Source organism: Psychrobacter sp. (assembly GCF_030457785.1).
GTDB lineage: Bacteria > Pseudomonadota > Gammaproteobacteria > Pseudomonadales > Moraxellaceae > Psychrobacter.
The window spans coordinates 1-12,652 of record NZ_JAKDUI010000056.1; the positions used below are offsets into that span (position 1 = coordinate 1).

At 44.0% G+C, this 12,652-nt stretch carries 11 protein-coding genes and 1 pseudogene; 6 read left to right on the forward strand and 6 right to left on the reverse strand.

The annotated features are described in order from the left end of the window. Positions 1-48: 48 nt before the first annotated feature. Together L0J61_RS04410 and L0J61_RS04415 are read right to left on the reverse strand one after the other, a co-directional pair. Positions 49-489 carry a hemerythrin domain-containing protein gene (locus L0J61_RS04410; RefSeq protein WP_301465117.1) on the reverse strand — a complete coding sequence of 147 codons (441 nt, stop codon included), beginning with the start codon at positions 487-489 and terminating at the stop codon, positions 49-51. A gap of 66 nt (positions 490-555) precedes the next feature. Further along, on the reverse strand, positions 556-1,233 hold the full coding sequence (locus L0J61_RS04415) for a DUF1294 domain-containing protein (protein ID WP_301465107.1): 678 nt from the start codon (positions 1,231-1,233) through the stop codon (positions 556-558). 145 nt (positions 1,234-1,378) lie between these two features. Between L0J61_RS04415 and L0J61_RS04420 the strand changes: the two genes are divergently transcribed. Then, positions 1,379-1,876 carry a peptidylprolyl isomerase gene (locus L0J61_RS04420; protein WP_301465108.1) on the forward strand — a complete coding sequence of 166 codons (498 nt, stop codon included), beginning with the start codon at positions 1,379-1,381 and terminating at the stop codon, positions 1,874-1,876. Between the two features lie 45 nt (positions 1,877-1,921). Then, the gene (locus L0J61_RS04425) at positions 1,922-2,962 is read left to right on the forward strand and encodes an NADP(H)-dependent aldo-keto reductase (RefSeq protein ID WP_301465109.1); all 1,041 of its coding nucleotides are present in this window, start codon (positions 1,922-1,924) and stop codon (positions 2,960-2,962) included. Positions 2,963-3,108: 146 nt separating this feature from the next. Here L0J61_RS04425 and L0J61_RS04430 read toward each other — a convergent pair whose 3' ends face one another. Next, a complete protein-coding gene (locus L0J61_RS04430) occupies positions 3,109-3,909 on the reverse strand; it encodes a 1-acyl-sn-glycerol-3-phosphate acyltransferase (protein WP_301465110.1) in 801 nt (266 codons plus the stop codon). 262 nt (positions 3,910-4,171) lie between these two features. On the opposite strand from L0J61_RS04430, the gene hflX reads away from it, so the two are divergent. The 4 genes and pseudogenes from hflX (at position 4,172) to L0J61_RS04450 (ending at position 8,375) form a co-directional block, all read left to right on the forward strand. Then, the gene (hflX, locus tag L0J61_RS04435) at positions 4,172-5,638 is read left to right on the forward strand and encodes a ribosome rescue GTPase HflX (RefSeq protein WP_301465111.1); all 1,467 of its coding nucleotides are present in this window, start codon (positions 4,172-4,174) and stop codon (positions 5,636-5,638) included. A 389-nt stretch (positions 5,639-6,027) separates the two neighbouring features. Continuing rightward, a complete protein-coding gene (locus L0J61_RS04440; protein ID WP_301465112.1) occupies positions 6,028-6,462 on the forward strand; it encodes a CidA/LrgA family protein in 435 nt (144 codons plus the stop codon). Between the two features lie 32 nt (positions 6,463-6,494). Beyond that, positions 6,495-7,184, forward strand: coding sequence for an LrgB family protein (locus L0J61_RS04445; protein ID WP_301465113.1), 690 nt, complete (start codon positions 6,495-6,497; stop codon positions 7,182-7,184). 395 nt (positions 7,185-7,579) lie between these two features. After that, positions 7,580-8,375, forward strand: a pseudogene (locus L0J61_RS04450) (lytic transglycosylase domain-containing protein). Positions 8,376-8,605: 230 nt separating this feature from the next. Here L0J61_RS04450 and tsf read toward each other — a convergent pair. The 3 genes from tsf to L0J61_RS04465 all read right to left on the reverse strand — a co-directional run bounded on the left by tsf (position 8,606) and on the right by L0J61_RS04465 (position 12,310). Beyond that, positions 8,606-9,487, reverse strand: coding sequence for a translation elongation factor Ts (tsf, locus tag L0J61_RS04455; RefSeq protein WP_301465114.1), 882 nt, complete (start codon positions 9,485-9,487; stop codon positions 8,606-8,608). Between the two features lie 329 nt (positions 9,488-9,816). Next, positions 9,817-10,605: a 30S ribosomal protein S2 gene (gene rpsB / locus L0J61_RS04460; RefSeq protein WP_301465115.1), complete on the reverse strand. Its 789-nt coding sequence runs from the start codon at positions 10,603-10,605 to the stop codon at positions 9,817-9,819. A gap of 445 nt (positions 10,606-11,050) precedes the next feature. Next, the gene (locus tag L0J61_RS04465; RefSeq protein ID WP_301465116.1) at positions 11,051-12,310 is read right to left on the reverse strand and encodes a multidrug effflux MFS transporter; all 1,260 of its coding nucleotides are present in this window, start codon (positions 12,308-12,310) and stop codon (positions 11,051-11,053) included. Between the last annotated feature and the right edge of the window lie 342 nt (positions 12,311-12,652).

Genomic DNA, 12,652 nt, shown 5'->3' on the forward strand with positions numbered 1-12,652 from the left:
TATGTCCATTAGCGACTACCTTCTACTTTTTAGCATGAATTTTGTCCATTACACCCCATGTGTCTGTTCGTACTCAGCGTGTTCAACTTGGTATAAAGCACCCAAGCGCTGCTGCAGATCCGTGTCTAAGATCTTTCTTGCTTCTTTAAAAAACTCGTCTTCTTCCTCTTCTAAATGATGACGTACTTTATGAATCAGATCAGCACAAGTCTTATCCCATTTCTCTTTTCCGATACGTCCGTCATCTAAAGTCTCCATCATCTCGTCCATTTCATGATGTTCCGTAATGGCATGACGAGACAGATCAAGCCCTTCATCATGCTGCATCACTGGCACATACAGATGACGCTCCTCAGCCGCGGCATGCGCTTGTAGCTCTAGCTTCAAATCTTCATACGCTGCTTTACGCTCTGCTTCACCTTCGCTTTTTTCGAGTTTGTTGCATAGCTCGCGCTGCACTTCGTGCTTTGCAACCAGAGCCGCAAAAATATCCTGTTATAGATCCATATTTTCATTAGTCATCATTTATTCCTTTTTACATGATTTATGTATTCATTAAGGCATACCAAATAGCAGCCACTTTCCCAAAAAATCTGTCTCGTTACCTGAGATGATAAACAACAATCCAGCTAAATTAATCACCACCGTTAGATAATACATCAGGCGAAACTCAGGTTTTTGCGACTTGTGGCGCAAATACGTTTGCGCCACCAACGCTCCTACCCAACCACCTAATACACTTAATAGGTGCAATGTCGACTCAGGCGTCCGCCAATCATCACGTTGGGCAGCTGTTTTATCTTTAGCATACATCATGTAAGTAATGATACCCAACACCACATACCAACCGACCAACAACCAGCTCAGACTTTCGGTCGCAGCCAATAAAATCAGAACACCATAAAAACCCGCACCCAAAAACAAACGCTTTTTCTGACTCGATTCAAAATCTGCTTGTTGGCTACGTCGCCGATTACGCTGCCGAATTTGGCTATTTTTTTGAGCCATTTTTTGTTGTACAAAGCTCAATTCTTGCACTTGCTTGGCCTGCATACGTCCTTGATGGTCTTGCCCGACTGAAAAGACAACCTGCTCGCCGATGTCAGGACGACGATACGCTTTGAACTCACTCACATGAAAAAATACTGAGTCGCCATTTTCAGTTTCTATAAAACCAAAACCTTTATCATCCTGCCATTTTGCGATACGACCTTGTTGTTTGTTTTCCATCATTCTGTCGACCTGTTTGTATATATGGCAGATATCTTACACTATTTGCGTTACACTATTTACGCTTACAGCTCATCCGAGATGGCTTATTATTTACTTAATATCACACTTGATTGTTTACTAAATCTATTACAACTGGCTTTTAATTATGACCGACTCACAATTTATCAACCCCAACGAAGACACCCGCATCACTTTTGGTAGTCTTGTCCACCTGCATTTTGAAGTTTCACTCGAAAATGGCACGGTAATTGACTCTACCTTTCACCGTGATGCACCAGTGACACTCACGATTGGTGATGAGAGCTTGTTGCCTGGATTTGAGCAGGTTCTCATGAATCTACGTGCAGGTGACACACGTACCGCCCACCTTGATCCCGAGCAGGCTTTTGGTGAATGGAACCCTGATAATGTTCAACACTTTAGTCATCCTCAGTTTGCACTGGTCGCGGACAATCCAGAGATAGGCATGATGGTGGAGTTTGAGGACAAAGGCAAAAACACCCTACCTGGTACGATTAGCGCCATTGATGACGACGAGATCGAAGTGGACTTCAATCATCCGCTTGCAGGTCAGTCTGTGCTATTCAAGGTTAAAGTCTTTAAAGTGACCCCGCCTGGTGTCACTGGCGTAAAAATCATGTAATCAGCCAAAATTACTGTCTACTATAAAAGCTACAAGGAGATTTTCATGCAATATGAAACGCTGCCACAGCTCAATGAAAAGGTGTCTAAGATCTGTCTGGGCACCATGACTTGGGCACAACAAAACACAGAAGAACAAGCACATGCGCAAATGGATATGGCACTCAGCGAAGGGGTGAACTTTTGGGATACGGCAGAAATGTATCCATCACCACCTGCTCAAGACAAGCAAGGTGATACTGAGCGATTCATGGGTACTTGGTTCAACAAGACCAAGCAACGCGACAAGGTTGTCCTTGCTAGCAAAATCTCACCGATGGGATTCTTACGTGATGGTCAGACGCGTTATACCGCTGAACACATCAGTGGTGCTATCGATGACAATCTAAAGCGTTTGCAGACAGATTATATCGATATTTATCAGCTACACTGGCCAGAGCGTCAAACCAACTTTTTTGGCAAGCGTGGATATGATTCAGATATGGCGGCACAGTCGCTAGATGACTTAACGCCATTTTTAGAAACCATTCAAGCGTTAAATGATGAAATCAAAAAAGGACGTATCCGTGCTTATGGTCTATCAAATGATACGGCTTGGGGATTGATGCGTTATCTATGGGAGGCAGAGAAAAATGGCTTAATCGCCCCCATTACTGTACAGAATCCTTATAGCCTACTCAATCGCCTATACGAAGTCAGCATGGCCGAGATTGCACATAGAGAAAACGTCGGCTTACTGGCCTATTCACCACTTGGATTTGGCGTGTTGTCTGGTAAATACCTCGACGGCAAAAAACCTGCTGGTGCACGACTGACCATGTATGATCGTTTTAGTCGCTATATCAATGAGGAAGCAAAAGCAGCCACGGCTGAGTACGCTAAAGTTGCTGATGATGCTGGTTTAGATATGGCACAAATGGCACTGGCCTTTGTTAACTCACGCCCATTTGTCAGCAGTAACATTATTGGGGCGACCTCTTTAGAACAGCTAAAGTCGAATATTGACAGCGTCAACCTCACACTGTCTACTGATGTATTAGACGCGATAGAAGCAGTACATGCACGCTACCCTAACCCGTCGCCATAATCATCGGTTTGTTGCTGTCAATGTATTAAGTAAACACAAAACATAGCGCAAAAAAGGCGACAATCGCGATTATGAGTGCGGTTGTCGCCTTTTTTATTTACTCGGTTAACGTCTTTGTAAACTTATGATGACCCATATGCTTATGACTAGGCAGTAGGTGCGATAGTCAACACTCGTGAATGTAACTCAGCCAAGCCTTCCTGCATTTTGTTTTGCAATAGATTAGTCAGCTCACTTTTACTACGACCTTGCGGATCTATCGGCTCTAAAGGCAAGACATAAGCAGTAACGTCTTTACTGTCCAACACCTTTTTCAAGCTCTGTTTCATTGTTAGTTTACCGTAGTACGGCAGTGACTCGCTCAGCGTGCCGTCTTTATCGACATATGCAATGAGCATGGGTCGCACAGGCACATCTGCGTCTATCGCTGCCTGTAATAGTGCACCGTGAATGCGCTTGATCTTTTTGCCATCCGTGGTGGTGGCCTCAGGGAAAAAGATAACCGAAAAACCTTTCGTCAAAAAGTCAGCAATCTGAGTTGACACTGAGCCTGCATCACCAGAGCCACGCTCGATGAATAACGTACCGGCTGCATGGGCCAGTTGACCAAATACTGGCCACTCACCTATCTCAGCTTTGGATAAAAAGAACGCCGGACTGACAGTACCGACCACTGGAATATCCATCCACGAGACGTGATTCGATACCCATAGCCCGTGATGCTGCTCGACAGGCTCGACCTCGACGACTTTTACACCAAAAGAACCCACCATCTTGCGACAAAAAGTCTGGATATAACGAGGTAGCGTTTCGCGCGGCGGCTGCTTAAATGCCCCAATGCGTTGAGCCGTACGTAAACCGCCAGCTATCGTCGTCGTCATACCGGCGATTTGCTTGCCACGTCCCAGCTGTTTTCTGAGTGAAAATCTTGACTTATCTTGGCGCATTTTCGCCCTCATGATTAAATAACTGTTGTGTAAGTGGTCAAAAAAACTGATTAAGTATATCAAAATTATGATACTCAGTGATAGCCTGTTCACTCAATCAGTGCTAAAGGTGGACGCTGTAACATAAAATCATCGCTAATTATGGCTATACGCTTTAATATCAAGCAATAAGACCACATATAGAGGGTCAGATGAGCGCTTTATCAACGTTTATTAAACGGATCATAGCGACATATTTACTTTATTAAATAGGTGATACTCTTTGGATTATTTTGAAAGACACGAAGGTGGTGAACGCGCCATTATAGTACATTTAGACATCCGCCAAATTCAAGATCCTGATGATCTTAGCGAGTTCGAACTACTGGCTGACTCAGCCGGAGCGGATCGTTTGGCACTCGTGACAGGATCACGATTAAAGCCCGATGCCAAGTATTTTGTTGGTAGTGGCAAAACAGAAGAAATTGCAGAACTGGTCCGTGAGCATGACGCTGACATTGTCCTTTTCAATCACAACTTATCACCATCACAAGAGCGTAATATCGAGTCGGTAGTCAAATGCCGTGTGCTTGACCGCACTGGTTTGATATTGGATATTTTTGCTCAGCGAGCCCGTACCTACGAGGGTAAATTACAAGTAGAGTTGGCTCAGCTCAATCATTTGTCGACGCGATTGGTTCGTGGTTGGACGCATTTGGAACGTCAAAAAGGTGGTATTGGTCTACGCGGACCAGGTGAGACCCAGCTCGAAACGGATCGTCGGTTGTTGCAGACACGAGTAAACCAGCTAAAGAACAAGCTGGAAAAAGTACGCCAAACCCGAGCTCAAGGTCGCGCTCGCAGACAAAAATCAGACGTGCCGACCATCTCGCTGGTTGGTTATACTAACGCAGGAAAATCAACTTTATTTAATCGTTTGGTCGATGAAAACATCTATGCTGCCGATAAATTATTTGCCACCCTTGACCCTACTCTGCGCCGCTTGGACTGGCAAGGTGTCGGTCGAGTAGTTTTGGTTGATACGGTTGGCTTCGTCCGCCACCTGCCGCATGAGCTGGTCGAGTCATTCCATGCAACATTGGAAGAAACCTTAGAAGCTGACTTATTACTTCACGTTATCGACTCTTCTAGCGAAGACATGTATGAGCAAATTCAGGCAGTCAAAAATGTATTGGCCGAGATCGACAATGATGTCCCAGTGCTGAACGTATATAACAAGATCGATTTGACTGGTGAGCCTGCCCAAATCGGCTACGCAAGCGAAGGCCAACCCAACCGTGTTTATGTTTCTTCTAGAGAAAACCTAGGCATAGAAGATCTATCGCTTGCCGTTCAACAGCTACTGACTGGCGCCCTGACAACATTTAATCTGACCTTGCCTTATAACGCTGGTCAATTCAAAAACACCTTGTATGAGCTGGACGTTATCTTAGAAGAAAGCTACGATGACACAGGGCATGAGTGCTTAACCATTCGCTTGCCCAGCGACAGGCTCAAGCAGCTCCTCGGGCAGGCCGAACTAAACCCATCAGATGTATTGCCGTTAGCGCAAGCCACCCTGCTTATGCCAGTACTCGAAGATTTCGAAAAACCTGATGAAAGCGACAATCAAACGATGACCAAAGCAGAAATACAAGCTTTTGATGACTTTGATGCTCAAAACGCTACAGAAATACCTGCAGAAAACTCAGCAGTACAAAATACTCAAAACCCTGATTCACAATCCTAAAAAGCAAGTGAGACGACTCATTTGACAAAGCAGCGATACCGTAAACAACCTGTCTCGTCGTGCTGTATGACTTGTTTGCTAGGGGCTACATGAACAGTGGTTCTTTGTGTAAAAGTAAACGGACGGTATCAACGATACCGTCCATTTTTGTGTCTTGTATATGTATGTACCTTAAGGCATATAGAGTATGGACTTTATTAGTTGATCGACACGCTATATAATCGCCTGTTGTATGCTTAAAAAATACAGATATATACAGCCTACTAGCTGCTATATAAACAACTATTGCCCATTGTAATTAGGGTGTTGAGACACGCTCGATACGCCCTAATAGTTGTGCTGCTAGTAATGCGCTGCGCCATACCATCTCTGACCTGGTCAAACTATTTATGAAGCCTACTCACCTCTCCAACATACCTCTATGGTTAGCGATCATTCTGACTTTAGCGATGGTCATCTTCGTCCGTGAGACAGCCGTTATCATCTGTCAGTGGGCAGGTATCGAAAAAGCCGCTAACATCGTCGGTCTGGTGGCCATGTTTATTATTTTGATGGCATGGCGATTGCTAAAAGGTCTACCCGACTGGCTCACCCAAGCCAGTAATACTCTGTTGGTCGATAGTGGTTTTGCATTTTTACCCGTCTCTGCTGGTGCAGGTCTTCTGTTGTTCGCCTTAGGAGATGAGTTGTGGGGTACCATGCTAACGATGATTATCAGCACACTCATACCGCTTTGGGGCTTGGCAATACTTGCCAACCGCTGGCTCAGTAATAGTGCCAACGCTGACAGCAACACGGTCAACAAGCAAGAAACACAAGTATAGGCTGTATAAAGCTGTATAAACAAGGAAAGATGATGACTTTTGATAGCGTATTTGTGGCGACACTTGCAGCAATATTACTGACCTTGGTGGCGCACGTGACTGCTCGCGTTCTAGCTCGTAAGCTCTCTTGGTTGCCGATGGTCATCACCGCTTTGGTGTTGGTTCTCGTATTTTTGTTTGTCTTACAATGGGACTACAACCACTATTACAGTGTTGCTAAGCCAGTGTTTGATCACTTACTAGGATACGTCACCGTACTACTCGCTGTGCCCCTAGCAGCAATGAACTTCAAAGGCTTACCTGTAAAAAAACTTACTATAATCGTCATCATTGCGAGCGTTGTTGGTGCATTACTGCCGATGTCATTGGCCTACCTGATGTCATTGAGTCATGACACGATACTGGCTTTCGCCACCCGTTCTGTGACTACGCCTATCGGTCTGAGTGTGGCGGATTTAATCCAAGCACCACTTGCTTTGGCAAACCTGATAATCATCGTTTCAGGGCTACTCGGTGGTGCTTTAGCACGGTTCTTATTTCGAAGTGTCGAGGACGATCGTGCTAAAGGTCTGGCGCTTGGGTTGGCTGCTCACGCATTTGGCACGGTAGAAGCTTGGCAAATCAGCCATACTGCTGGCCGTTATGCCGCATTCGGATTGGCTGTCAATGGACTCATCACCGCCATCTGGGTGCCCATTTTTATTAGTGCTTTCAATATCTAATCCGCTGTTTGACCCGAACTCTACGGAGATTTAGGTCAGACTCTTACAAACCTTACGTAAAATTAATATACATAATTATATATTTATTTTACGCGATGTAAAATCATATCCTATTGATTTACTTTATATAATTTACAAATCAAACCCTGTTTTCATGACTTCTCGCCATAATACCATGCGTTAAAAAGCGATTATATGCTATAGTAAACCACGATTATTGTTTGTATCTACTGCAAATGATCGTCACTCAGACGTGGGTTCAACCAGCAGTTTTGTGCAATAACTGCTCTCTTCTGACCACAAAGCCTCTGTGCAAGAATGACCAATTCATCTCGCAAGACAGCACGCTTATGGGTAAAACCATTTGCCATTATTCGATAAAAAGTGATACCTATATGATAAATGTAACTGCTATGATGACTCGCTATTTGTCTCCCCTACTGTTAGGCACTATCGCTAGTACGCTTGCTCTATCTACTTTTTCTGCTGCTACCCATGCTAGCAACATGTATATCCTCAAAGATGAAAATGGACAAGTACTACTGACCAACGTCAGTCAGCAAAGTGGCAACTTCGAAAAATTCACTAAGACAGTCAAAGTCACCAGTTATGCCAGCTCTAAAATGTACGATGGCAGTGGCAACAACTATGGCAGTAGCTCTGCGAGCAATAGTGGTAACCGTAATGCTTACGACAACTATATTCGGGCTTCTGCTGCCCGCCACGGCGTAGATCCTGCGTTGATGAAAGCCATGATGCATACTGAGTCGGCATTTAACCCAAATGCACGCTCACCAGTCGGTGCCCAAGGTCTTATGCAGCTGATGCCGGCCACCGCTCGCCGTTTCAAGGTTAGCAATCCTTGGAACCCCGCTGAAAATATTGAAGGCTCAGCCAAATATATCGCTTGGCTCATGCGCCGCTTTAACAACAATGTTGAACACGCTATCGCAGGATATAATGCTGGCGAAGGCAACGTCGATAAATACGGTGGTATCCCACCTTTTAAAGAAACCCGTAACTACGTGCAAAAAGTAATGAGCCGATACCATAGCTTGTACAAAAATGATGCTGGGCTATCAACCATGTCTAATACCAATAACGGCCTACAAAACGCCAGTTACGGTACCAGTAAGTAGTAATAGCAACAACGCGAACTACGTTAAATCAGCGTATGATGCATTGCGCTAACTTGCTGATGGTCAATATACTCCATTAGCGTAACGACATAACGCCCAAGGACCAATGCACAAAAACCAGCACTCAAAAACCAGCAAAAATACCAGACATAAAAAAACCCCATTATTGATTCAATAACGGGGTTTTTCATGCTTAGTGGCTTTATACTCGATAAAACCAAACAATAAATGCCAAATAAAAGCTACTTAGCATTTATCGCCATCACGAATAGATGCTATAGCTTAGTTGCTAGCAGCTTGCGCAGCAGCAACTTCAGCAGCAAAGTCTTCTTGCTTCTTCTCGATGCCTTCACCAACTTCTAGACGTTTGAAGCTAAGTACTTTTACGCCTTCAGATTTCAGTACGTCACCAACTTTCTGGTCGTTATCCATGACGTACGGCTGACGCAGTAAAGTAACTTCGTCTAGGTACTTACGTAGGCCACCTTCGATCATTTTTTCAACGATGTTGTCAGGCTTGCCAGATTCTTTTGCTTTTGCTTCGATGATGTCTTTTTCGCGCGCTAGTACATCAGCAGAAACGTCTTCAGCATCTACTGCAACAGGGTTGAATGCCGCGATATGCATGGCAAGATTTTTGCCAGTGTTTTCGTCGCCGCCTTCGAAGTTGACCACAACACCGATACGCAAGCCGTGACGGTATGATGAGATGTTTTCACCTTCTAATACTTCAACGCGGCGGATCTGAATGTTCTCACCGATTTTTTGTACCAAAGAAATACGTGCTTCTTCAACTGTCTGACCATCACCATATGGCAGCTCAGAAATAGCAGCCACGTCTGTAGCGTTGTTTTCTAGTGCGAGGTTCGCTACTTTTTCTGCAAATGCAGTAAAGCCGTCATCTTTAGCAACGAAGTCAGTTTGACAGTTAACTTCTAACAAGAACGCTTTTTGATCGCCTTGAGCGATAATGATAGCGCCGTCAGCTGCGATGTTACCTGCTTTCTTAGCCGCTTTAGCTTGACCAGACTTACGCAGGTTATCGATGGCAACTTCGACATCACCATTTGCTTCTTGTAGTGCTTTTTTACATTCCATCATGCCAAGACCAGTACGGTCACGCAATTCTTTTACCATTTTGGCAGATACTTTTACTTCTGACATAAGAGTTACCTTAGTATTGTTATGTGTGGGAGTGCTAAACTTCAGCTTAAGTTGTTTTACTGTCTGACGATAAAAACCGGTTGTACGATGTCTCTTTTTTCGTAATCAAAGTGCTCATTATGAATCGTCATAATAGGCGCTGTTACAGCAAGGAAAAATATAGGTGATAATACTCACCTATAAACGAGCTATCCATCAACAACAAGGCATGACGAGTAAAACTACATCATGCCTATTGTAAGCTTTTACGCTGTTAATAACGTTATATGGATACTTATAGATTCACTATCAAGCTATCCTTACAAAGTTAAACCGCTTGAGTCAGCTGTTTACTCTGCTGGAGTAGCCGCTTCTTCTTTGGCTTCAGCTGGTGCTTCTTCTGCAGGCGCTTGTTCAGCTTTGCCGCCAGCTTGAGTCTGTGCGTATTCTTTACCAGCGATGATTGCATCAGCCATAGAAGTTACGTATAGAGTCACAGCACGGATAGCATCATCGTTAGCTGGGATGATGTAATCAACGTTATCTGGGCTAGAGTTGGTATCAACGATACCGATAACTGGGATACCAAGATTTTTTGCTTCTTTGATAGCAATACCTTCGTGATCTACGTCTACAACGAAGATAGCGTCAGGTAAGCCGCCCATATCTTTGATACCGCCAAGTGAACGCTCAAGCTTTTCCATATCGCGTGTGCGCTCTAGCGCTTCACGCTTGGTTAGCTTAGCAAAAGTACCGTCTTCTGATTGCTTTTCAAGTTCTTTTAGACGGTTGATTGACTGACGTAGCGTTTTCCAGTTAGTCAACATACCACCTAACCAGCGATGGTCAACGTATGGCATGCCAGCACGTTGAGCTTGCTCACGTACGATGCCGCTAGCAGCACGCTTAGTACCAACAAATAATACTTTGTTTTTCTTAGCTGCTAAGCCGTTTGCGTAGGTCAATGCTTCGTTGAAAGCTTTTACAGTGTGCTCTAGGTTGATGATGTGAATCTTGTTACGAGCACCGAAAATATATGGACCCATTTTTGGGTTCCAAAAACGTGTTTGGTGACCAAAGTGAGCACCAGCTTGTAGTAAGTCACGCATTGCAATTTGTGTTGGGTTCTGTGTAGCCATGGGAAATATCCTATTGGTTGGGTTATGCCTCCACATCACAAAAACTGCCTATCTGGCGACACGCATCTGCAAGTAGTTAGGTTCTGTACCAAACTGGTTTGCAAATTAATCAAGTCGCCAAACACCCAGCAATTTTTTGCCATGATGTGTGTGTCATTGGTTGATTAAAATTTAGTTGATCAAAACATTGAGCTATCGTTAAATTTGGGTAAATACTCAAATTCAAAAGAATCATAGAAATAGCTGCGCTGTATTTTATCATACAACGCTCAATAACTACTAGTGATATTATGGTTTTTACCGCAAGTAAAAACACTGTCAAATTGATCAGTATTCATGGCCATTGGCGGTGTTCTGTGTGCGGTATTTTGGTAAGTGGGTTTTTGACATATGACACTGACGATCTGGCAGTTCTCAAGCCTGCCAGTGATCACCTAGGCGTTAGCTATTCTGCATCATCAAGATTTAAGTTGCGATCTATCTGCCAAATCAAAAAGCTGCCAAGACTCATGAGCACGAACATAGCCATGCCGACTTTTAGCACCGGATTGACAGGAAACAGATTTAATAACAACCCACCAAAAATACCGACCGAAAACATAAGCGAGCCTTGTAAAGCACTTGCCATACCAGCACGGTGTTTTTGAAAAGCCAAAGCAATTGCTGCGGCGTTTGGCTGAGTCAACCCAAGACCTGATATACAAAAGAAGATACACGCCAACACTACTGGCAGCCATACATCACTACCTAAAAAGATACCTACGAAAAATAGCATGCCCGATGAGGTCACTTGCATCATCGTGCCAAAGCGTAAAATACTCAAAATACGGAATCGACTGGTCAACCATTGATTCAACTGGCTCAAACCAACGAAACCAGCCGCATTCATGCCGAACAACCAACCAAAGTGTGTCGCAGACACCCCATAAGTATCCATGATCAGTTCTGAAGCAGAGCTGATATAGACAAACATTGAACCCATCAACAGCCCACCACCAACCGCCGGATAGTTGAATTTAGGGTCTTTAAGTAAGTCTATATATTGACTGAGAACTTCTTTGACAGGGCGTACCTTGCGGTTTTCTTCTGTAAGTGTTTCGAAAAAGAACAACTTGGTCAGTAATAGATTTAGCATACCAAAAGCAGCTAAGAACCAAAAAATAGAATGCCAGTCAAAGAAACGCAAAAATAGTGCCCCGAGCGAGGGGGCTAATATCGGTGCCAAACCCATCACCAATATCATGATGGAAAATGCTTTTGCCGTTTGCTTAGCCGTCAATCGGTCGCGAATGGCAGCTCGTGTCACCACCGAACCAACACAAGCACCCAGCGCTTGCATGGTTCGACCGACAAACAGCACATACTCATTGTTGGTCGTCGCACAAACGATCGAAGCGATGACATAAAGCGTCATGCCTATATATAAAGGCTTAACTCGCCCCACTCGATCACTCAACGGACCATAAAACAGCTGACCAATGACCAAACCCACAAAATACGCTGGAACAGAGTTGGCGATGAAGGCAGTTGATACACCAAAATCATCTGCCATAGAAGGTAAGGCAGGCAGATACATGTCGATGGATAACGGACCTACTGCGATAATCAACCCTAGCATCATAATCCATGCAACAGGCAGATCAGAAGATTTCACGCGGTCAGTAGATACAGAGGTACTAGGCAAAGAAGATTTTGGAGCAGACATATTTAGGCCGTTTTATATTGATTTTTATCTTTGATATTGTCGTTATTATATAGTTTAAATTGGAAGGCATATTAGGCCGTGTTCTCATTTAGGTATGTAGAATGCCTTCTTCAAATTAAAGACACACCCTAATCCGCACTGTTCATCTACCCCGCACCATTTATCTACATAGGTAAACCATGCTGTATCGTAGCTTTATCTGTGATTTCAACACGCCAGAACAAAACAAACCTAAATAATTAAAAGCATCAGAACCGTGAGCCAAATCTCTGCAGTTTTGACTATTTAAAATGAACTACCCACTACCTTAGAGGTAGGGGTTTCTTAGGTAATGCTCATACT

What these genes read in the sequence shown, in the direction of transcription:
- L0J61_RS04415 (WP_301465107.1), bottom strand. Translation starts at nt 1,233, where the DNA reads ATGATGGAAAACAAACAACAAGGTCGTATCGCAAAATGGCAGGATGAT.
- L0J61_RS04420 (WP_301465108.1), top strand. Translation starts at nt 1,379, where the DNA reads ATGACCGACTCACAATTTATCAACCCCAACGAAGACACCCGCATCACT.
- L0J61_RS04425 (WP_301465109.1), top strand. Translation starts at nt 1,922, where the DNA reads ATGCAATATGAAACGCTGCCACAGCTCAATGAAAAGGTGTCTAAGATC.
- L0J61_RS04430 (WP_301465110.1), bottom strand. Translation starts at nt 3,909, where the DNA reads ATGCGCCAAGATAAGTCAAGATTTTCACTCAGAAAACAGCTGGGACGT.
- L0J61_RS04440 (WP_301465112.1), top strand. Translation starts at nt 6,028, where the DNA reads ATGAAGCCTACTCACCTCTCCAACATACCTCTATGGTTAGCGATCATT.
- L0J61_RS04445 (WP_301465113.1), top strand. Translation starts at nt 6,495, where the DNA reads ATGACTTTTGATAGCGTATTTGTGGCGACACTTGCAGCAATATTACTG.
- tsf (WP_301465114.1), bottom strand. Translation starts at nt 9,487, where the DNA reads ATGTCAGAAGTAAAAGTATCTGCCAAAATGGTAAAAGAATTGCGTGAC.
- rpsB (WP_301465115.1), bottom strand. Translation starts at nt 10,605, where the DNA reads ATGGCTACACAGAACCCAACACAAATTGCAATGCGTGACTTACTACAA.
- L0J61_RS04465 (WP_301465116.1), bottom strand. Translation starts at nt 12,310, where the DNA reads ATGTCTGCTCCAAAATCTTCTTTGCCTAGTACCTCTGTATCTACTGAC.